18 protein-coding genes are annotated in these 20,941 nt (G+C 69.8%); 11 read left to right on the forward strand and 7 right to left on the reverse strand.

Features of this window, described 5'->3' with window-relative positions; all coding sequences use genetic code 11:
* Positions 1 to 29 precede the first annotated feature (29 nt).
* Both AC069I_RS25480 and AC069I_RS25485 read right to left on the reverse strand, forming a co-directional pair.
* Positions 30 to 356, reverse strand: a complete 327-nt coding sequence (locus tag AC069I_RS25480; RefSeq protein WP_478227649.1) for a hypothetical protein — start codon at positions 354 to 356, stop codon at positions 30 to 32.
* Positions 357 to 382: 26 nt separating this feature from the next.
* The gene (locus AC069I_RS25485) at positions 383 to 1,360 is read right to left on the reverse strand and encodes a hypothetical protein (protein ID WP_478266543.1); all 978 of its coding nucleotides are present in this window, start codon (positions 1,358 to 1,360) and stop codon (positions 383 to 385) included.
* Between the two features lie 107 nt (positions 1,361 to 1,467).
* On the opposite strand from AC069I_RS25485, the gene AC069I_RS25490 reads away from it, so the two are divergent.
* Positions 1,468 to 4,101: a valine--tRNA ligase gene (locus AC069I_RS25490; protein ID WP_478266544.1), complete on the forward strand. Its 2,634-nt coding sequence runs from the start codon at positions 1,468 to 1,470 to the stop codon at positions 4,099 to 4,101.
* A gap of 60 nt (positions 4,102 to 4,161) precedes the next feature.
* On the opposite strand, the gene AC069I_RS25495 is transcribed toward AC069I_RS25490, so the two are convergent.
* The gene (locus AC069I_RS25495) at positions 4,162 to 5,037 is read right to left on the reverse strand and encodes an SGNH/GDSL hydrolase family protein (RefSeq protein WP_478266545.1); all 876 of its coding nucleotides are present in this window, start codon (positions 5,035 to 5,037) and stop codon (positions 4,162 to 4,164) included.
* Positions 5,038 to 5,144: 107 nt separating this feature from the next.
* The gene (locus tag AC069I_RS25500; RefSeq protein ID WP_340685508.1) at positions 5,145 to 5,774 is read right to left on the reverse strand and encodes a class I SAM-dependent methyltransferase; all 630 of its coding nucleotides are present in this window, start codon (positions 5,772 to 5,774) and stop codon (positions 5,145 to 5,147) included.
* A 70-nt stretch (positions 5,775 to 5,844) separates the two neighbouring features.
* Here AC069I_RS25500 and folC point away from each other — a divergent pair, with 70 nt between their 5' ends.
* From folC to AC069I_RS25515, 3 genes are all read left to right on the forward strand, one after another.
* On the forward strand, positions 5,845 to 7,521 hold the full coding sequence (gene folC, locus AC069I_RS25505; protein WP_478227653.1) for a bifunctional tetrahydrofolate synthase/dihydrofolate synthase: 1,677 nt from the start codon (positions 5,845 to 5,847) through the stop codon (positions 7,519 to 7,521).
* Positions 7,518 to 7,916, forward strand: a complete 399-nt coding sequence (locus tag AC069I_RS25510; RefSeq protein WP_034316250.1) for a DUF4233 domain-containing protein — start codon at positions 7,518 to 7,520, stop codon at positions 7,914 to 7,916. The genes folC and AC069I_RS25510 overlap by 4 nt, the downstream gene beginning before the upstream one ends.
* Before the next feature lie 177 nt (positions 7,917 to 8,093).
* Positions 8,094 to 9,650 carry an alkaline phosphatase D family protein gene (locus tag AC069I_RS25515; RefSeq protein ID WP_478232168.1) on the forward strand — a complete coding sequence of 519 codons (1,557 nt, stop codon included), beginning with the start codon at positions 8,094 to 8,096 and terminating at the stop codon, positions 9,648 to 9,650.
* On the opposite strand, the gene AC069I_RS25520 is transcribed toward AC069I_RS25515, so the two are convergent.
* Positions 9,604 to 10,497, reverse strand: a complete 894-nt coding sequence (locus AC069I_RS25520) for an NAD(P)-dependent oxidoreductase (RefSeq protein ID WP_478266546.1) — start codon at positions 10,495 to 10,497, stop codon at positions 9,604 to 9,606. The genes AC069I_RS25515 and AC069I_RS25520 overlap by 47 nt on opposite strands.
* 112 nt (positions 10,498 to 10,609) lie before the next feature.
* Between AC069I_RS25520 and AC069I_RS25525 the strand changes: the two genes are divergently transcribed.
* From AC069I_RS25525 to AC069I_RS25540, 4 genes are all read left to right on the forward strand, one after another.
* The gene (locus AC069I_RS25525) at positions 10,610 to 10,957 is read left to right on the forward strand and encodes a winged helix-turn-helix transcriptional regulator (protein ID WP_340685504.1); all 348 of its coding nucleotides are present in this window, start codon (positions 10,610 to 10,612) and stop codon (positions 10,955 to 10,957) included.
* Between the two features lie 64 nt (positions 10,958 to 11,021).
* Positions 11,022 to 11,432, forward strand: a complete 411-nt coding sequence (gene ndk, locus AC069I_RS25530; protein ID WP_005158515.1) for a nucleoside-diphosphate kinase — start codon at positions 11,022 to 11,024, stop codon at positions 11,430 to 11,432.
* Between the two features lie 56 nt (positions 11,433 to 11,488).
* A complete protein-coding gene (locus AC069I_RS25535; protein WP_478227656.1) occupies positions 11,489 to 12,232 on the forward strand; it encodes a maleylpyruvate isomerase family mycothiol-dependent enzyme in 744 nt (247 codons plus the stop codon).
* Positions 12,233 to 12,359: 127 nt separating this feature from the next.
* A complete protein-coding gene (locus tag AC069I_RS25540; protein ID WP_478266547.1) occupies positions 12,360 to 15,704 on the forward strand; it encodes a phosphodiester glycosidase family protein in 3,345 nt (1,114 codons plus the stop codon).
* Positions 15,705 to 15,763: 59 nt separating this feature from the next.
* Here the strand turns inward: AC069I_RS25540 and AC069I_RS25545 are convergent, their stop codons facing one another.
* Entirely contained in the window at positions 15,764 to 16,771 is a 1,008-nt protein-coding gene (locus tag AC069I_RS25545; RefSeq protein ID WP_478227658.1) for a M14 family zinc carboxypeptidase, read from the reverse strand.
* 117 nt (positions 16,772 to 16,888) lie between these two features.
* Here AC069I_RS25545 and AC069I_RS25550 point away from each other — a divergent pair, with 117 nt between their 5' ends.
* Genes AC069I_RS25550 through AC069I_RS25560 form a run of 3 tightly spaced genes read left to right on the forward strand, consistent with a single transcriptional unit; the run spans position 16,889 to position 19,460 of the window.
* Positions 16,889 to 17,803, forward strand: a complete 915-nt coding sequence (locus AC069I_RS25550; RefSeq protein WP_046199923.1) for an ABC transporter ATP-binding protein — start codon at positions 16,889 to 16,891, stop codon at positions 17,801 to 17,803.
* Complete coding sequence (locus tag AC069I_RS25555; RefSeq protein ID WP_478227659.1) at positions 17,803 to 18,618, forward strand: ABC transporter permease; 816 nt, start codon at positions 17,803 to 17,805, stop codon at positions 18,616 to 18,618. Before AC069I_RS25550 ends, AC069I_RS25555 begins: the two co-directional genes overlap by 1 nt.
* On the forward strand, positions 18,618 to 19,460 hold the full coding sequence (locus tag AC069I_RS25560) for an ABC transporter permease (protein ID WP_478227660.1): 843 nt from the start codon (positions 18,618 to 18,620) through the stop codon (positions 19,458 to 19,460). Before AC069I_RS25555 ends, AC069I_RS25560 begins: the two co-directional genes overlap by 1 nt.
* Positions 19,461 to 19,464: 4 nt before the next feature.
* Here the strand turns inward: AC069I_RS25560 and AC069I_RS25565 are convergent, their stop codons facing one another.
* Complete coding sequence (locus AC069I_RS25565; RefSeq protein ID WP_478227661.1) at positions 19,465 to 20,895, reverse strand: S8 family peptidase; 1,431 nt, start codon at positions 20,893 to 20,895, stop codon at positions 19,465 to 19,467.
* Positions 20,896 to 20,941: the final 46 nt, after the last annotated feature.

Below are 20,941 nucleotides of genomic sequence, written 5' to 3' on the forward strand. Positions count from 1 at the left end.
CCTTGCCGCTCCCGCGCGCGACCGAGGGGTCAGGCGTCGGTGGCGAGCCGGGTGATCTGCGATTCGTCCAGCGGGAACCACGGTGTCTCGTTGACGCCGCGCTCCTGCACCGCGTTCACCGTTACCGCGGCCACGACCAGCACGATCAGGCCGACGATCGCGGCGATGCCCGGCCACCGGCTCGTCCCCGGCGCGGAGTAGCCGCCACCGGAGGCCGCGGCCGCCTTGCGCTGCTTGCGGCGCTTCTTCTTGAGCTCCTTCTTCGCACCCAGCCAGGCGTCCAGCTCTGCGTGCTTCTGCCAGTTCGGGTCGACCAGGTCCGGGTGGGTCTCGATCCGCCGGTCCTCTTCGTCCATCTCGTCCTCTTCCCCCGTGTCGGCCGCTACCCGCAGTTACCCGTCGATGGGAGGGGTTTCGTCGGGTCGTAGGTGTCCACTTCGTCGACCACGGGCGCTCCGTCGACGGGTTTGCTCTTGTCAGCGTACTGGGGTGCGAGGAGGCCGGCCTTGGACGCGTCGCACGCCATGTTCGAGTGATAGCGCGCGCCTTCGCCGAAACTGAGCCCGGCGTCGGCTTGGGCGAACGGCGGCGCCTTGCGGATCACGTAGTCCTGTTCGTCGCGGACGAACGGGACGATGTCCGACGGCGACCGGGCCTCGCCCGGATGCGCGTCGAAGGCGTACGCGGTCGTGTAGCTCGCGTGAACGACCAGTTCGCCCTTCTCGCCGGGCTTCGCCGTCAGGAAGCCGGTCATGCGCGGGCTCACCTGCAGCAGGCGGTTCGGGCCGATGAGGGTGAGGTACTTGCCCTTTTCGACGGTGAGCGCGCTGGTGAGCGCCGGTTCGAGCCGGACGCGTTCGTTCGGGGTCAGCAAACGGAGCAGTTCCGAGCCGTCCGCGTACTGCAGTGCCCTGGAACCCAGCCGGGCCGCCGCGATGGCCTCCGTCACGGTCCGGTGTGCCGCGTCGACCTCCCTGGCGGTGAAATCGCCGACGGCCCGCCCCGGCGGCACGATGATCCCGTCGATGCCTTCACGCCAGTACGCGGCTGGGGTGCGGTCATAAGGCCGGTTCAGGTCGACCCCGCCGGACACTGGGACAGCCTTCGGAGGCTGCCCGAAGCCGGGGACGTCGTTGACGCCGCGGCCCTGTACCCGGTGCACGACGACCGCCGCGACTACGAGCGCGATCAGCGCCAGGACGAGGACGGGACCGCCGGACACCCGGAAACCGCGGCGCGACGACTGTTTCCGCCGCTTCTTGAGGTCCCTCTTCGCGCCGAGCCAGGCGTCCACTTCCGCGTGCTCGCGCCAATCCGGATCCATCAGATCCGGATGCGTCTCCAGCCGCCGGTCTTCCAAGAGCCCGCCCCTCCCCAGTGCGTCACGACATCCCCTCATCGGCTGGGAGCGGCGGGCGTTACGGCCGGTGAGGAAGTCGATAGAGGGGGTTCGTAGACTTGTCAACTGTGACCGAGAACGCCCAGCAGCAGCAGACCGACCTTCCGGGTACCTGGAACCCGGCCGACGAAGAAGCCTCGCTCTACCAGCGTTGGGTAGACGCCGGCTACTTCACGGCCGACCCCACGTCGGACAAGCCGCCGTTCACGGTAGTCATCCCGCCCCCGAACGTGACCGGTTCGCTGCACATCGGGCACGCGTTCGAGCACACCCTGATCGACGCCATCACCCGCTACCACCGCATGCTCGGCGACGAGACGCTGTACCTGCCGGGCATGGACCACGCGAGCATCGCGGTCCACGCGCTGGTCGAGAAGCAGCTCCGCGCCGAGGGCACCAGCCGCCGCGAGCTCGGCCGTGAGGCCTTCGTGGAGCGCGTCTGGCAGTGGAAGAACGAGCACGGCGGCAAGATCCTCGCCCAGATGAAGCGCCTCGGCGAGGGCGTGGACTGGACCCGTGAGCGGTTCACCATGGACGACGGCCTGTCCAAAGCCGTCAACACGATCTTCAAGAAGCTCTACGACGACGGCCTGATCTACCGCGCCGAGCGGCTGGTCAACTGGTCGCCGGAGCTGCGGTCGGTGCTGTCCGACGCCGAGGTGAAACACGAAGAGGTCGAGGGCGAACTCGTCTCGATGCGCTACGGCGACGGCGAGAACGCGATCGTCGTGGCCACCACCCGGATGGAGACGATGCTCGGCGACACCGCCGTCGCGGTCCACCCGGACGACGAGCGCTACACCCACCTTATCGGCACCGAGGTCGAGCTGCCGCTGACCGGGCGCAAGATCCCGATCGTCGCGGACAAGCACGTCGACCCGGAGTTCGGCACCGGCGCGGTCAAGGTGACCCCCGCGCACGACCCGAACGACTTCGAGATCGGCCAGCGCCACGACCTGCCGATGATCACGATCATGGACGAGCAGGGCCGCATCGACGGCACCGGTACCCAGTTCGACGGCATGGACCGTTTCGAAGCCCGTGTCGCGGTGCGGGAGAAGCTGCGCGAGCAGGGCCGCATCGTCGCGGAGAAGCGTCCGTACCTGCACAGCGTCGGGCATTCCGAGCGGTCGAAGGAGCCGATCGAGCCGCGGCTTTCGCTGCAGTGGTTCGTCAAGGTCGGCCCGCTCGCCAAGGCCGCCGGCGACGCGGTGCGCGACGGCCGGGTGAACGTCCACCCGCCGGAGATGGAGAAGCGCTACTTCGACTGGGTCGACAACCTGCACGACTGGTGCATCTCGCGCCAGCTGTGGTGGGGCCACCGCATCCCGGTCTGGTACGGCCCGAACGACGAGGTCGTCTGCGTCGGACCGGACGAGGAGCCGCCTTCGGGCGAGGGCTGGACCCAGGACCCGGACGTCCTCGACACCTGGTTCTCGTCGGGCCTGTGGCCGTTCTCCACTCTCGGCTGGCCGGAGAAGACCCCGGACCTGAACAAGTTCTATCCGACGTCGGTGCTGGTCACCGGCTACGACATCCTGTTCTTCTGGGTCGTCCGGATGATGATGTTCGGCCTCTACGCCACCGGCGAGGCGCCGTTCAAGACCATCGCGCTGCACGGCATGGTCCGCGACCAGTTCGGCAAGAAGATGTCGAAGACCGCGGGCAACGGTGTCGACCCCATCGAATGGATGGACAAGTACGGCACCGACGCGCTGCGCTTCACCCTCACGCGGGGCGCCAACCCGGGCACCGACGTGCCGATCGGCGAGGAGTGGGTCGCGGGCTCCCGGAACTTCACCACGAAGCTCTGGAACGCCACCAAGTTCGCGATGATGAACGGCGCGGACGCGAACGCCCCGCTGCCCCCGGCCACCGAACTCACCGAGGCCGACCGCTGGATCCTCGGCAGGCTCGGCAACGTCGTCGACGACGTCACCGGGTACCTGGCGGACTACCAGTTCGCGAAGGCCACCGACACGCTCTACCAGTTCACCTGGACGGAGCTGTGCGACTGGTACCTGGAGCTGTCGAAGGTCCAGGTCTTCCAGGGCGACGAGGCCCGCGTGACGGCGACGCGCGCGGTGCTGGGGCACGTGTTCGACACGGTGCTGAAGCTGCTGCACCCGTTCATCCCGTTCATCACCGAGAAGCTGTGGACGGCGCTGACCGGCCGCGAGTCGCTGGTGATCGCCCCGTGGCCGGTGGCCGACGCCTCGTACGCCGATCCCGTGGCGGACAAGCGGATCGCGGACGTGCGGAAGCTGGTCACCGAGGTCCGCCGCTTCCGCGCGGACCAGGGCCTCAAGCCCAGCCAGAAGGTGGCCGCGCGGCTGTCCGGCGACGGGTTCGCCGAGATCACCGGGCACGACGAGCCCATCCGCTCGCTGGTCCGGCTCACGCGGCCCGAAGACGGCTTCGCGCCGAGCGCGTCGCTCGAGGTCGGGCTGTCGGCCGGTGTCGTCACCGTCGAACTGGACCTGTCCGGCACGATCGACGTCGCCGCCGAGCGCAAGCGCCTGCAGAAGGACCTCGGCGCGGCGGAGAAGGAACTGGCGCAGGCCGAGGCCAAGCTCGGCAACCAGGCCTTCATCGACAAGGCGCCGGAGCCGGTGATCGGCAAGATCCGGGCCCGCAAGGAGACCGCGGTCGCGGACATCGAGCGCATCAACGCCCGGTTGGCCGCCCTCCCCGCCTCCTGACGAGCGCTATGAAAGGTCCTTTCCTTGCAAAATTTGCGAGGAAAGGACCTTTCCTTGCATTCAGCGGAGGTGACGGAGGACCACTCCGGCCACCCCCGCCATCCCGGTGCGATACGGGTGGTAAGCCGCCGCGGCGAGCAGCTTCGTGTGCTGCCCGTTGATCCACGCCGCGCCGTTCGGCGCGCAGGCGTCGTGCCCGGCGGACGGACCGAACGTGTCCACGAAGGTCGCCTTGCCGTCGGCCGCGACGGCCTTCTCGATCGTTGAGTTCAACGCCTTCTCGACGTCGTTGAGCCAGGCGTAGTCGCCCTCGGCGAAGGGCAGGATCTTCGGGCAGTAGCCGCGTTCCGGCGCGATCCGCGGGTAGCCGACGACGAGCACGTCGGCGCGCGGCGAGCGGGCGTGGATCCCGGCCAGCACCTTCTCGACGTTCTTGCCGGTGTCGGCGATCTTGGCCTTGATGGTGTCGACACCGCCGACGGTGAACCTGTCCTGGCACGGGTTCCCCGCGGGATCGCTCGCGCGCAGAGTGGGGCAAGTGCCGACCAGCGTGCCGAAGACGCCGTAGTCGTTGCCGCCGATCCCGACCGTGACCAGGTCGGTGTTCGCGCGCAGGGCGCTGAACTGGGGCGGGTTGCTGCCGAGGGTCACGCTCTGCCGTTGCGTCATGTTGGTGGTGTCGGCGCCGCCGCAGCTGATGTCGGTGAAGGAGCGGACCCGCAGTGCCGAGGCGAGGATCGACGGATAGTTCTGCGTCGACTTACCGCAGAAGAGGGGGTCGAGGCGGGGGAGCGGGATGAGCGGTCCGGAGGTGTAGGAATCACCCAGCGCGACGTAATTCCGGTAGGACCGCGTGGCGGCGGTGGCCGCCGTGGTGGAGGCGATCAGCAGGACGACGGTCGAGACGGCCGCGAACAGGACGCGTCTGAAGCGCATGAGGACCCCGATCTCCGGACTGGATGGCCTCTCAAAAATGAACCGGATCCGGCCTGCTCGGCGCCGCCGATCGGGTGGTCGAGCGCCGGTTTCACCCGCTTGGGGTGTCACATCGGGTGATCGTCTTCGGGCCTGCGATAGACGAGGAGATAGCGGTAGAAGAGCAGGTTCCGGACCTTGCTCCCCGGCAGCAGCCGGGCCGCGTCGCGCCGGATCCGGTTCATCGGCGGGAAGGTCTCCGCGATCGGCGCCGTCGGCAGCGGATCGACCCCGCCGTTCAGCCGGTCGCCCGCGTACACGATCACTCTGGCCACGGCGTTGACCGGGGAGGCCACGAGGGCCCGCGCGTAGTCGGCGAACGTGCTGGGCCTGCCGAGGCCGAGCACGGCCAGCACACCGCCCGGGACCAGCGCGTCACGCAGCTTCGTGACCGTGTCGAACGGCACATGGTGGAGCGACGCGAGGCAGGAGATGAAGTCGTACGCCGCCTCCGGCAGCTTTTCGGCGACCACGTCGGCCTGCCGGTAGGAAATCGTGCCGGGCCCCGGGGAACCGGCGGCACTGGCGAGCTCGATCATCGGGCCGGACCGGTCGATCGCCTCGACGTGCATCCCGGTCGCCGCGAGCCGCCGCGCGAACCGCCCGCCGCCGCAGCCCACGTCCAGCGCCACGCCGGGGCCGGGAGGCAGCTGGTCGAGCAGCAGCGGGTGGTAGTGGTCGTTGTGGTTGAACCCCATGCGTCGAGAGTGCCAGGAAAAGCCGCACGTAGACTCGGTCCGACAGGCAGCAAGGGTAAGAGGAGAGTTCGTGCCGCGAGGTGACGGCCGGGATTCCGAAGATTTCAGGGAATCCCCGGACCTGGCAGATCTGGACAGTTTCGCCGGTGTCGACGAATTGGGGGCCCGCGCCCACGATCCGTCCGACGACACCGACCCGGATCTGGACGCACCCGACGCCGCGTACCAGGCGGGCGGCGGTTCACGGGGCGGCATCGGCGGGATCGGGCAGCTGGGGGACAACCTCGCGCTTGGCCCCGTGCCGGACCTCGTCGCCCCGGAGGACGTGGAACTGCACGAACTGGACGACCAGGGCGACGAGTTCGCCCCGTCCGACCCCAACGGGCAGCAGGCGCGCCGTGAACTGCTCGCCGTCGAGGCCGAGCTGAACCAGCGCTGGCCCGAGACGAAGATCGAGCCGTCCCTCGCCCGGATCGCGGCCCTGGTCAACCTGATGGGTGAGCCGCACCGCGGTTACCCGGTGCTGCACGTCGCCGGGACCAACGGCAAGGGCTCGACCACCCGGATGATCGACGCGCTGCTGACCCGCATGGGCCTGCGCGTCGGCCGGTACACGAGCCCGCATCTGCAGCTGGTCACCGAGCGGATCGCGCTCGACGGCGCCCCCATCTCCGCCGCCGCGTACGTCGACCTGTACCGCGACGTCGCGCCGTACGTGAACATGGTGGACAACGCCGGCGGCCAGGACGCGGTGCCGATGAGCAAGTTCGAGGTGCTCACCGGCATGGCGTTCGCGGCCTTCGCCGACGCGCCCGTCGAAGCCGCGGTCATCGAGACCGGGCTCGGCGGCTCTTGGGACGCCACCAACGTCGTGGACGGCGATGTCGCGGTCATCACCCCGATCGGCGTCGACCACGTCGAGTACTTCGGCGGCTCTCCGGCCAAAGCCGCGGTGGAGAAGGCCGGGATCATCAAACCCGGCAGCGTCGCGGTCATCGCCGAGCAGGACCCCGAAGTGCAGAAGATCCTGCTGGAACGCGCCGTCGAGGTCGACGCGAGCGTCGCCCGCGCGGGCAGCGAATTCGGCGTGCTGGAGCGCGAGGTCGCCGTCGGCGGGCAGATGCTGAAACTGCAGGGTCTCGGCGGGGTGTACGACGAGATCTTCCTGCCGCTGCACGGCGCGCACCAGGCCGCCAACGCCGCGCTCGCGCTGGCCGCCGTCGAAGCGTTCTTCGGCGCGGGCAAGGACAAGCAACTGGTCATCGAAGCCGTCCGCGAGGCCTTCGCCGAGGTCGAGACCCCCGGCAGGCTGGAGCGCGTCCGCGCCGCGCCGACCGTGCTGCTCGACGCCGCCCACAACCCGCACGGCGCCAAGGCACTCGCGACCACCGTCGCCGAGGAGTTCGCCTTCCGCCGCCTCGCCGCCGTGGTCGGCGTGATGGCGGAGAAGGACGCCCGCGGCATCCTGGACGCCCTCGAACCCGTGGTGTCCGAGATCGTCGTCACCAAGAACTCGTCCCCGCGCGCGATGCCGCTCGACGAGCTCAACGACATCGCCATCTCGATCTTCGGCGAAGACCGTGTCGTGGCCGAGCCCAGCCTGGACGCCGCGATCGAGACCGCCATCGGCCTCGTCGAGCAGAGCGACGACCCCGAGGAGCCCCTGGCGGGCGGCGGCGTGCTGGTCACCGGCTCGATCGTCACCGCGGGTGAGGCCAGGACCCTGTTCGGTAAGGAGCCGGCGTGACCGACGAAACCCCGAAGCCGCCCGCCAAGGACCCGATGAAGTCATTCCGTGGCGTGATGGCCGGTTCCCTGATCATGGAGGGCATCACCGTCGCGCTCGCGCTGCCGGTGGTGGCGAAACTCGGCGGCGGCGTCGGCTCGCTCACCGGCTGGTCGGTGATCGTCATCGCGGTCGCGCTGATAGTGCTGTGCGGTTTCCTGAAGAAGCCCTGGGCGGTGCCCGCGGTGCTGGTGTTGCAGGTCGCGCTGATCGCCTTCTTCGTCGCGCTGCCCGCCGTGGCGATCCTCGGGGTGATCTTCCTCGGGATCTGGCTGTGGCTGCTGTGGCTGCGGCGGGACGTGGCGCGGCGGATGGCGGCCGGGACCCTGCCCAGCCAGCAGCAGCAACCGCAGTAACGGCGTCGCCGTCTGGAGACGGCCGGTTTTAAAGGAGCGGCCGCCGCGCGAAGGACGTCATTCGGTGACAAGCCGAATAGAGTCGCGGAGACCACCGGAACAGCTACCGTCCGTTCGTTCATCACCAGGTCAACCGCTGTTGGCCCACCGGCCGTGGCCGCGGGATAGAACCGCGCCATGACCGCTTCCCACCACAACCGCCGCACGCTGCTCAAAGCCGGTCTCACCGGCGCCGGAGCCGTCGCGGGCGGCCTGCTCCTCCCCGGAACCGCGACCGCGAATCCCGTCCCGCTGCTCCGCCGTGACCGTCCGGTGCTCACCCACGGTGTCCAGTCGGGCGACGTCACCACCGGTTCCGGCATCGTCTGGTCGCGCGCCGACCGGCCTTCGCGGCTGATCGTGGAGGTCTCCAGGGATCCGTCGTTCCGGCACGCGCGCCGCGTGCTCGGCCCGGTGATGAGCCCGGAGACCGGCGGCACCGGCAAGGTCCGCATCGCGGGCCTCCTGCCGGGGACCGAGGTCCACTACCGCGTCACCGCCGAAGACCTCGATGGCCGCACTCGCAGCGAGGCCGTCACCGGCCGCTTCGCCACCGCTCCGGTCGGCCGCTCGGACGTCCGGCTGCTGTGGTCCGGCGACGTCGCCGGGCAGAACTGGGGCATCAACCCCGAACTCGGCGGTATGACGATCTACCGCGCGATGGCCGATCGCCGCCCCGATCTGTTCCTCCACTGTGGAGACACGGTCTACGCCGACGGGCCGCTCACCGAGACCGTCGCGCTGCCCGGCGGGCGTGTGTGGCGCAACATCGTCACCCCGGAGAAGGCGAAGGTCGCCGAGACGCTCGACGAGTACCGCGGCCAGTTCGCCTACAACCTGCTCGACGGGAACCTCAAGCGCTTCACCGCGAACGTGCCCGCCTATGTCCAGTGGGACGACCACGAAGTCGTGAACAACTGGTACCCCGGGGAGATCCTCAACGACCGCCCTGAATACACCGAGAAACGCGTCGACGTGCTCGCCGCCCGCGCGTTCCAGGCGTTCCACGAGTGGCACCCGATCGACCGGCGCCAGGCCGTCGACGGCCGCGTCTACCGCAACTTCCGGCACGGCTCGCGTGCCGAGGTCTTCGTGCTGGACATGCGGACCTACAAGGACGCCAACACCTCGGACCAGACTAAACCCGGCCGTGTCCTCGGCGACCGCCAGGCCCGATGGCTCGTCGACGCGCTCGACCGCAGCACCGCCACCTGGAAGATCATCCAGGCCGACCTCCCGATCGGTCTCACCGTCCCGGACGGCAAGGCCATCGAGGGCGTCGCCAACGGCTTGCCCGGCGCCCCCGGCGGCCGCGAGACCGAACTCGCCTGGGTGCTGCGGGAGATCTCGCGGCGCCGGGTGCGCAACGTCGTCTGGCTGACCGCCGACGTGCACTACACCGCGGCGCACCACTACTCGCCGGATCGCGCGTCGTTTTCCGACTTCGATCCGTTCTGGGAGTTCGTGTCCGGCCCGCTCAACGCCGGCGCGTTCGGCCCGAACACCCTCGACCCGACCTTCGGGCCGGAAGCGGTGTTCGTGCACGCCCCGCCCGCCGCGAACACCTCGCCCGCAGACGGTTTCCAGCACTTCGGCGAGGTGAACATCGACGGACGAAGCGGCGCGCTCACGGTCGACCTGAGGGACGCTACGGGCGCTTCGCTGTGGTCGAAGACCCTGCGGCCCCAACGCTGAGCAGTTCCGTCAGGACCGCGATGCTGCGGTCGCCGTGCCCGGCCTCGGCGGCCCGCCGCACGAGGTCGTGCATCGGCGACTGCCAGCCGACGTCGACGCCTTCCTCGGCCAGTTCGAGGTCGGCGGCGGCGCCGGCGTGGAAGATGTCCACCGAGGCCGCGGGATCCGAGTAGTCGCCGCTGTCGATTTCCTTGGCGTACATCGGAAGCACCGAAATGATCATCTCGAACCATTTGGTGGCGTAGGGCAGGAGCGTGGCGGCTTCGAGCCCGCGCGACCGCAGCGCGGCGGCACCCTGGAAGAACCCGACCAGCGCGGGCAGCAGAGTGCCGCCGACGGCCGTTTCGTACAGCGCCGCGAGGTCGGTCTCTTCGCCGAGGTGGACGGTGTCGCCGCCCAGCACCCGCAACGTATCCAGGTGCTCGTCGAAGACGGCCTTGTCGCCGCCGTAGTACAGCAGTGTGTCCGGCGCTCCGACGGCAGACGGCACGTTCTTGATCGCGCCGTCGAGGTATCGCGCGCCGTGCTCCTTCGCCCATTCGGCCATCCGGCGCGCTCCCGCCGGTGAGCCGCTGTTCAAAGTCACCAAGGCGCGTCCGGTCAGGGAAGCGGGCTCCAAGGCCGCGCGCGTGTCTTCGTAGGTCGTCAGGCAGGCGATGGTCAACGGGCTCGCCCGCACCGCGTCCCCGGCCGTCGCGGCCAGGGTCGCTCCCCGTGCGACAAGGGGATCGGCCTTCGAGGCAGTCCTGTTCCACACGGTGGTCGGATGCCCGGCCGCGAGGAAGGCGTCCGCCAGGGCCGAGCCCATCGAACCGAGGCCCACGACGGTCACCGGCGTCTTCGGCATTTTTCGCTCCAGTCAAAGGAAATCTTCGGGATGGCTCCATGCTGGGCGGTCGCGTACATTAGATCAAGTACCTACTATTTTGCCGGGTACTGACAAAAAGGTATGTGAAGCGATGACCAAGAACCGGACGTTCACCTGCGGCCTCGACGCCGCGATCGCCGTCATGGGCGGCAAATGGAAAGGTCTCATCCTGTTCGCGCTCCAGGACGGGCCGCTGCGCTTCGGCGAGCTGAGGCGCGCGGTGCCCGGCATCAGCGAGCGGGTCCTGATCCTGCAACTGCGCGAGATGGAGACCACCGGACTGCTGCATCGCGAGGTGTACCACCAGGTTCCGCCGAAGGTGGAGTACTCGCTGACCGGATTCGGGGATTCCCTCAACAGTGCTATGGCCGCACTCGGGGAGTGGGGCGAGGAGCACCTCGAACGCATCGAGGCCATTCCCTGGTCCGACGTGAAGTGAGCGGCGAAGCACCCAGTAGGCTCCGGGCGAATAGCACGAATCCCACCCAAGGAGAAATACCGCCGTGACTGAACGCACGCTGGTCCTCGTCAAGCCCGATGGCGTCGCGCGCGGCCTCGTCGGCGAGGTCATCGCTCGCATCGAGCGCAAGGGCCTGAAGCTCGCCGCCCTCGAACTGCGCACCGTCGAGCGGTCGGTCGCCGAGGAGCACTACGCCGAGCACAAGGAGCGCCCGTTCTTCGGCGACCTCCTCGAGTTCATCACCTCGGGCCCGCTGGTCGCGATCGCCGTCGAGGGCCCGCGCGCCATCGCCGCCTTCCGTCAGCTCGCCGGTGGCACCGACCCGGTCGAGAAGGCCACCCCCGGCACCCTGCGCGGCGACTTCGCGCTGGAGACCCAGTACAACCTGGTGCACGGTTCGGACTCCCCGGAGTCGGCCGAGCGCGAGCTCAAGCTCTGGTTCCCCGAGGTCTGACACACTCGTGGACGGCGCGGGAACCGCCGCGCCGTCCACGGCCTGGGGGTTTGCCGATGACACCGGACGAGTACCTGGAGCGCCTGCGGGAACTCACCGCCGGTTTCGCGCGGGTCGCGAGCACCGGGGACCAAGCCGCGCCCGTGCCGTGTTGCGGTGATTGGCGCCTGCGTGACCTGGTCGTGCACCTCGGCAACGTGCACCGCTGGGCGGCCGGGATCGTGCGCACCGGCGAACTCGGCCCGCAGAGCTTCGAGGACGAACCCGGCACGGACCTCGCCGCCTGGTACCGCGAAAGCGCGGCAGACCTCATCGGGGCACTGCGCGAGGCATCTCCCGAAGACGGCGCCTGGAACTTCACCGCGGCCGCCAAGACCAAGGCCTTCTGGTTCCGCCGCCAGGTCCACGAGACCGCGGTGCACCTGCTCGACGCGCACCGCGCGGCAGGGACCGAATACACCCTGGACCCGTCCCTCGCCGCCGACGGCGTGGACGAGGTCCTCCTCGGCATGCTGCCGAAGGTGAAACGCTGGCACACCCCGCCGGCGGTCACCGTCCCGTTGCTGCTGAAGACCTCCGATACCGGACACGCCTGGTTGATCACACCGCCGGGTGAAACCGACGTTCCCGGCTCTCGGTGGGCAGACCCCGCCGAAGCGGCGGGTGCCGTCGTCGAAGGGACCGCGGAAGGGCTGGATTTGCTGCTATGGCAACGGATCGAGTTCGACGGGGCGGGCATCGAAATCACCGGTGACGCCGCGGCGGCGAAGACCTTCCTCGCCGGGCCGGTCACGCCCTGACCTTCGCGCCCTACGCCGTTCGGTTCACGTTCACCCCGGGGTCTTCTCCTGGCGGTCCGCGTCCGCTGTGCTGAGCGGTGCTGCCTGTCACTCGATCGTGGGGTATCTCGTGAGAAATTCACGCTTATTGTTGCTCGCTGCCCTGCTGCCCGGATTGTTCGTCGCCGCACCGGCGCACGCCGATCCCTTGGCCGCTCCGCTCGGTCCGGCGCCCATCGAAGCCGCCCCGGCGGCGTCCTCGGCGAAGGAGGGGCCGTCCGCGTACGCCGTGGCCGCGCCCGACGACGGTCTCGTCACCACCAGCGCGACTTCGCGCGTGGCACCGGGCCTGAGTCTCACCGAGTTCGACCGGTACGACCCGGCGGGCTGGATCCGCGGCGACACCCTCGCCGTCGATCTCACCAGCAAGACCCTCAAGCCGACCTACCTCAGCCCCGGCACGGTTTCCGCGCGGACGCCGCTCTCGCAGCAGGTCGCCAGGGCAGGCGCGGTCGCCGGGGTCAACGGGGACTTCTTCGACATCAACGCTTCCGGCGCGCCCATCGGCGTCGGCATCGACGCCGGGAAACTCCAGACGGCGCCCGCGCGCGGCCACAACCTGACCGCGTCGATCACCGAGGAAGGCAAGGCCCGGCTCGCGGAGGTGTTCCTCGACGCGTCGGTCACCCTGCCCGACGGCCGGGTCGTGCCCGCGTCGAACTTCAACAGCCCCGTGCTGAGCGGTGACGCGATCGGCGTCTATACGCCGTTGTGGGGCGCGGCCTCGCGGCGGACCTCGGTCGCGGGGGCCCAGCGCGTCGTCGAGGTCGAGATCTCGGACGGCGTCGTCACGCAGGTGCGGCCGCTGCCCGCGGACGGCCCGATCGCGGCCGGTGCGACGGTCCTGCTCGCCCGTGACGGTGGCGTGGACACGTTGTCCGGCTTGAAGCCCGGTGAAAAGGTGGGCGTCGCGTACGCGCCGAAGAGCGACGCGGGCAAGCTGTCCGTCTCGGTCGGCGGGAACAAGGTCTTGCTGCGTGACGGCGCGGTCCAGCCGGTCGACAACGTCGCCATGCACCCCCGGACGGCGGTCGGGTTCTCCGCCGACGGCACGAAGATGTGGCTGGCGACGGTCGACGGCCGCCAGGCGGACAGCCGCGGCATGACCGAACTGGAACTCGCCCGGCACATGAAGTCGCTCGGCGCGGACGACGCCCTCAACCTCGACGGCGGCGGCTCGTCGACCATGCTCGCCCGCGAGGAGGGCGAGAAGGCACCGCTGATCCGCAACTCGCCGTCGGACGGCGGGGAACGCCTGGTGCCCAACGGGATCGGCGTCGCGACCACGCCGGGAAGCGGACGCCTGACCGGATTCGCGCCCCGTCCCGCGCAGGACACCGCCGACGCGACGCGTGTGCTTTCCGGGCTGACGCGGAAACTCGCCGCCGGCGGTCACGACGAGACCGGCGCCGCCGTCGACGCCCACGTCCAGTGGCTCAGTACGAATCACTTCCGCGGCACCGTGACCGACGGCGTGTTCACCGCGCACGCCGACCGGCTCCGGCCGGACGCGCCCGCGGACGTCGACGTCTACGCGAAACGCGGCGGCGTCAGGGGCAAGACCACGCTGAACGTCCTCGGTTCACCGGTACGCCTTGGCACGAGCACCGAACAGGTCGCGTTGTCCGGCGAAGGCGCCAAGAGCACGTTCAAGGTGTTCGGCTACGACGCCGACGGTTACGGCACGTGGATCGAGCCCGACGACGTCAAACTCGATTACGACCCCGCGGTGGTGAAGATCGAACCGTCCGGCGACGGGTTCGCGGTCACCGCGTTGAAGGCCTCGGGCGCTTCGGCGATCACCGCCACCGCAGGCGGGAAGGTGACGCATCTGGCGGCGTCCGTCGGCACGGAATCCCGGGTGGCCGCGCCGCTGGACGGCCCGGCGGGCTGGACCGCCAGCGTGTTCCCGGCCGTCGTCGGCGCCGCGCTTTCCGAGGTACCCGGCCGTGACGGCGGACGCGGTCTCGCGCTGGACTACCGGCTGAACGGGACCAACGCCACGCGCGCGGCCTACGTCAACTCGGCGGCGCCGATCGCGTTGCCGCCCGGCACCCAGCGTGTCGGCCTATGGGTCAACGGCGACGCGAAGGGCGCTTGGCTGCGGGCGGAACTCCGTGACGCCGCCAACGTCCCGTCCGTCGTGGACCTGTCGCTGAGCGTCGACTGGACGGGCTGGCGCTACGTGCGCGCGGCCATCCCGGCAGGCCTTCCCGACGGGCAGCGGCTGACGAAGTTCTACGCCGTCGAGAACGTCCCTGCCCAGCAGTACGAAGGACGGCTGGTCTTCGACGACCTCACCTTCGAGGTCGCGCCCGCGGCCGCCGTCCCCGCCGATCCGGCGCCGCGTGACCCGGCGCTGATCACCGACGGCGCGGCGACCGGTGGCCTGCGGATCGCCGTGGTCAGCGACGCGCAGTTCACCGCCGACCAGCCCGACGGCCCGCTGGTCGCCCAGGCCCGGCGCGCGCTGCGCGAGGCCGTGGCGGCGAAACCGGATCTCGTGCTGATCAACGGCGACTTCGTCGACCGCGGTACGGCCGCCGATTTCGTGCTGGCGAAGTCGGTCATCGACGAGGAACTCGTCGGCAAGGCGCCGTGGTACTACGTGCCGGGCAACCACGAAGCCGACGGCGGGCACGGGCTCGCGGAGTTCCAGGCGGCGTTCGGGGCGACCCATCGCGTCGCCGACGTCGCCGGGATCCGGCTGGTGCTGATGGATTCCTCGCGCGGTTCGCTGCGCGCGGGCGGGTTCGACCAGATCCGGATGCTGCGCGAGGCGCTGGACGGGGCGAAGGCGGACCGGCGGATCCGCGGCGTGGTCGTCGCGATGCACCATCCGGTCAAGGATCCGAGCCCCGCCGGGAATTCGCAGCTGGCCGACCGCAAGGAGGCCGCCATGCTGACCGGCTGGCTGACCGCCTTCGAACGCGAATCCGGGAAGCAGGCGGCCGCGATCGCTTCGCACGCGGGCGTCTTCAACCTTTCGCGCGTCGACGGCGTGCCGTATCTGGTGAACGGCAACTCCGGGAAGTCGCCCGCCGCGGCGCCGGGTGACGGCGGGTTCGTCGGCTGGACGATGGTCCGGTTCGAGCCGGGGGACAAGGCGCAGCCGGTGCGGTTCGAGACCCGGCCGAACGTCGACGCGCTGACGCTGTCCGGGCCCTCGTCACTGGCGCGCGGGGAGAAGGCGGACATCCGGGCGGTGGTGACGCAGGGAGCCCGTCAGGTTCCGGTTTCGTACCCGGTCAGCGCGGACTGGAAGGGCGGCTGGGGCACGCATGTCGCCGGCGGGTTCCTGCCCGCGATGCCGTGGGACGTCGCGTCGTTCGACCCGGCGACCGGGGTGCTGACCGCGCTGCGGCCCGGGACGGCGAGCCTTTCGGTCACCGTCAACGGGGTCACGAAGAGCCTGTCGGTCACCGTCCGCTAGCGCTATGAAAGGTCCTTTCCTTGCGAAATTCGCAAGGAAAGGACCTTTCATTGCACGCGTCAGGCGGCTTCGTGCGCCTCTTCGACCGTGCCCGGCAGCGCCGGACCCCGCGGCGGGATCGATTCGGCGTCGGCCGGGTCCACCTTCCGCACCGAACCGTCGGCCGCGGACTGCGCGATCGCGACCATCGAGGCCAGCGCGTCCTGGATCTGCTGCTGCTCCCGCTCCGGGATGAGGCTCAGTTCGATCAGCACGCTGCCGTTGCCGAGCAGCCCGTACCCGTTGCGCGCGATGCCCTGGTACGAACCGCCGGGATACTGCGAGACATGGCCGCCGTTCGCGTCGATCGACCGCCGCACCACGACCGCGATCTGCTTCGCGAAGTCCACATCGGACTGTTTCACGCCCGGATGCGTGGGCCACATCGTGGAAGCCGTGATCTCCTTGCCTCCTCCGTCCCGGTAACGGCCCTGCATGTGGTAGTCGACCATGATGTCCGGCTTGAACGACGCGTTCCGCCGCTGGATCAGGCCCGCTTCGGTGGCAGGATTGTCCTTCGGCGCCACGGCCGGGTCGTGGTAGCGGTTGATGTCGTATCCCTTGCCCTTCTCACCGTATTCGGGAGTGGCGTCCGGGGCGTAGTTGTAGCGCCAGTCGCGCTCGTGCCCGTCGGGGTTGGCGCGCACGACGATGTCGACGGTCACCTTCGCCAGCAGCTTCCGCGCCCACGGGCTGTGTTCGACCCCGACCTTGCGCAGGAACTCGAGCGCGGCGGGGGTGCCGAGCGGCTCGTCGCCGTGCTGCTGGGTGACGTACTGGATCCGCGTCTTGCCGTGGCCGACCCTCGCCGCCCACACCGGTCGGCCCTCGTTGCTGCGGCCGATCCTGTCCACCCGGATCTTGCCGTGGCTGAGCACCGCCAGCTTGTGCAGTTCGAAGGCCAGTTTGGCGGTGGACGGCCGCGGGTCCACAGTGGCCGCGGTGGTCTCGGCCCGCGCGGCGGGCGCCACCAGGAGCCCGGCGCTGACAAAAACGGACAACAGGGCGATTTTGGGCTTGAGGCTCATGGTCGGTGAGTATCGACGAGCGGCCACCGTCCAACAAGGGCTGGATAAACCGGTCGAGTTTTGTCGGTGGCAGGTCCTAGGGTGCCTACCGTGGGTGACTCAGAGCACGAACCGGCGATGGTGCAGGCGAAGGCGTTGGTCAAGCGGTTCGGCGATTTCGAGGCCGTACGCGGGATCGACGTCGAGGTCCGCCCGGGGGAAGCGTTCGGCTTCCTCGGGCCCAACGGCGCGGGCAAGTCCTCCACCATGCGGATGATCGCGAGCGTCTCCCCGCGCACCGACGGCGACCTGCGGGTCCTCGGCATGGATCCGGACGTCGAGGGGCCGAAGATCCGCGCCCGGCTCGGGGTGGTGCCGCAGCAGGACAACCTGGACACCGAGCTCACCGTCCGGCAGAACCTGCAGATCTACGGCCGCTACTTCGGGCTTTCCCGGTCGCACGTGCGGAGCAAGGCCGAGGAGCTGATGGAGTTCGCCCAGCTCACCGACCGGGCGAACGCGGAGGTCGATTCGCTCTCCGGCGGGATGAAGCGGCGGCTGACCATCGCGCGGTCCCTGGTCAACGACCCGGAGCTGCTCCTCCTCGACGAGCCGACGACGGGGCTCGACCCGCAGGCCCGCCACCTGTTGTGGGACAGGCTGTTCCGGCTCAAAGCGGGCGGGACCACGCTCATCATCACCACGCACTACATGGACGAGGCGGAGCAGCTCTGCGACAGGCTGGTCGTGATGGACAACGGCCGGATCGCCGCCGAAGGCTCGCCCGCGGACCTGATCAGCCGGTACTCCACCCGCGAGGTCGTGGAGCTGCGCTTCCCGAACGGCGAGCAGGAGGCGGCCGCGAAGCGGATCGAGGGCCTCGCCGAACGCGTCGAGGTACTGCCGGACCGTGTCCTGCTCTACACGATGACCGGCGAGGCCACCCTCGAGCAGGCGCACGCGCGCGGGCTGCGTCCCCTGTCGAGCCTGGTCCGCCGCAGTTCGCTGGAGGACGTCTTCCTCCGCCTCACCGGCCGGACGCTGGTGGACTGATGACCACCGCGCAGACGAAGGCGTCGACGGGCCGCGTGGTCTCGCGCTGGGCGGGAGCCTGGCTGCGGGTCGAGGGCCATTGGATGTGGTACCGCCGGTATTGGGTGTCCACTTTGTACTCGACGGGCCTGCAACCGGTGCTCTTCCTGGCCGCGATGGGGCTCGGATTCGGTTCACAGGTCCAGGCAGGAGCGGCGACGGGCGGGTTTTCGTACCTGGAGTACGTCGCCCCCGCGCTGCTCGTGGCGGGTGCCGCGCAGCTGGCGGTGGGGGAGTCGAGCTACCCGGTGCTTTCGGGGTTCAAGTGGCAGCAGGACTACATCGCCGTCACCGCCACCCCGATCACGCCGGGGCAGGTACTCGGCAGCCAGATCATGTGGGTGAGCCTGCGGCTGACCCTGGCCGGCACGATCTACGCCGTCATCGCGGCGCTCTTCGGATCCTGGACGAGCTTCGGCGTGCTCGCCGTCATCCTGATCGGGACGCTCACCGGTATCGCGTGCGGCACCCCGGTGATGGCGCTGGCCGCGACCACCTACGACGAGGGCACCCGGTTCGGCCTGGTGTTCCGGTTCGTCCTGATCCCGATGACGTTGTTCTCCGGCACGTTCTTCCCCATCACCGAACTGCCCGCCCCGCTGATGTGGATCGCCTGGATCTCCCCGCTGTGGCATGGCAACGAGGCGGCGAGGGCGGTCAGTCTCGGCACCGTCGGCCCGCTCGCCACGCTGGGCCACCTCGCCTTCCTGGTCGTGCTGGCCGGGGTGGGCTGGGCGCTGGCGCACAAGTACTTCTACCGACGGCTGGTGGTCTGATGGCAGTCCTCACCGAAGCGCTGCGACGTGGAAAGCCGAGGCGTGGGGTGCTGCTGCGCATCCTGCCGTCCGCGCTGTACAGCGGCCGGTCGACGGCGGTGCTGGAGCGCACCTTCCTGACGTACTCGCACGCCTGGATGCTGTTCGTGTCCGGCGTCTTCGAGCCGCTGTTCTACCTGATGGCCTTCCAGCTCGGCTTCGGCAAGCTCGTCGGCGAGGTCGTGGGGCCCGGCGGGCAGGCGATGAGCTACGTCGCCTTCGTCGCGCCCGGCCTGCTCGCGGCGTCGGCGATGAACGGCGCGATCCTCGACTCGACGTACAACCTGTTCTTCAAGCTGAAGTACGCCAAGCTGTACGACGCCATGCTCGCCACCCCGATCGGGCCGCTGGACATCGCGCTCGGCGAAGTCGGCTGGTCGGTGCTGCGCGGCGGGATCTACTCGGCGACGTTCCTCGGCGTGATGACCGTGATGGGGCTGCCCGGCTCGTGGTGGGCCCTGCTGATGATCCCGGCGGCGCTGCTGATCGCGATGGCGTTCTCGGCCATCGGCATCGTGCTGGTGACCTTCCTGCGGTCGGTGTCGCAGTTCGACTACATCAACCTCGTGCTGATGCCGCTGTTCCTGTTCTCCACGACGTTCTACCCGCTTTCGGTGTACCCGGCGGGGATCCAGTGGATCGTGCAGGTCTTCCCGCTGTACCACGGCATCGAGCTGATGCGCGGGCTCTCGGTGGGCGTCCTGTCGTGGGGCATGATCGGGAACGTGGCGTACCTGGTGGCGCTGGCGGCGGTCGGGATCTACGCGTCCTCGAAGCGGTTCGGCAAGCTCCTGCTGCGCTGACCCGTCACCGGGCCGGGTTCGCGCCGGTCCGCCGGGGCGCCACCGCGGCCAGCGCGTCGACCATCCCATGCCCGTAGAAGCCGTTGAATCCCGCGTATCCGGTGCAGTACGCGTCCTGCGAGCCGTCACCGGTCAGGTCGTAGTCGGCGGGACACGCGATCGGGGTGGCCTGGGCGTCCAGCGTCCGCCTCAGCTGGCGGGCGCCGTAGCCGGGATGCTTCGACGCGAGCAACGCCGCGACCCCGGCGACGTGCGGCGCCGCCATCGACGTCCCGCACAGCGGTGCGTATCCGCCGGGAACGGTCGAAAGCACGCATCGCCCGGCCTCGCCGCCGGGAGCGGCCACGTCGATCACGCCCAGTCCGTACGAGCTGTAGCCGGCCTTGACCCGCTCCTCGCTCACGGACGACACCGCGACGACGTCACGCAGGCCCGCGGGCAGCGCCTGGCAGCCTTCGGAGCCGGACCGGGCACCCGAGCGCGGCGACGGCACCAGCTCGGAGGCCTCGTTGGTCGCCGCCGCGATGGTGAGGGTGCCGGCCGAGGTCGCGTACTCGACGGCACGGGCCATGACCTCGTTCACCACGCCCCGTTCGTCGTTGTGGGCGCACGAGAGCGACCACGGGTCGACGAAGTAGCTGCTGTTCGTCACCGCCATGCCCTGTGAGGCGGCCCACATCAGCCCGCAGACGGCGGCTTCGGGGTCGGCGTACCCGCGATCGTCGATCACCTTCACCGAGGCGATCCGGACGCCGGGCGCCACCCCGGTGACGCCTTTGCCGTCGTCGGCCGCGGCGATGATCCCCGCGACGTGGGTGCCGTGCACCGACGTCGTCGCGGCCCAATTGCGGTCGGGCACGCCGGTCAGGCAGCCCGCGGACTTCTCGGGGTCGAGGGCGCTCGCCAGTTCGGGATGGGCGGGGTCGACGCCGGAGTCGAGGACGCCGACGACGACGTCCCGGTCGCCCGGCTCGATCACGCGGGCCTTGTCGGCGCCGATCGCGCGCATGTCCCACTGTTCGCCGGTGCGGTCGGTGGAAGGGACCTTCGCCGGATCCGTCGGCTGGAGTTCGGCGCGAGCGGGCGCGGATCTGGCCGGTGACGAGCCGTTGGCCCGCTGCACCGCCAGCCGTTCCGCCTGCGCGCTGAACGCGGCGGCGGGCCGGACCAGTTCGGCGAACGCACGGTCGGCCGAGGTCGCCACGGCCACCGCGATCTGCGGATAGTAGGTCGTCGTGCTGCCACAGCCTCCGTCGATGGCGGCCCTGGCCTCGGCCTCGGAAGTGCCCTTGTCGAAGGCGACGACGTAACGCAGCGCCCGTCCCTGGGGATGACACGATGGCGCGGCCTCGGCCGTCGCCACAGCGGCGACCGAGCCGCAGAGCACCACCAAGGCGCACACGGCCGCTCGCAGGGACCGCCCCAGCAGGGACACCGGACCTCCCACCGGAGAACATCGGACAACGAGGGCACCGCGGCCT

This window comes from Amycolatopsis sp. NPDC043885 (genome assembly GCF_056435685.1).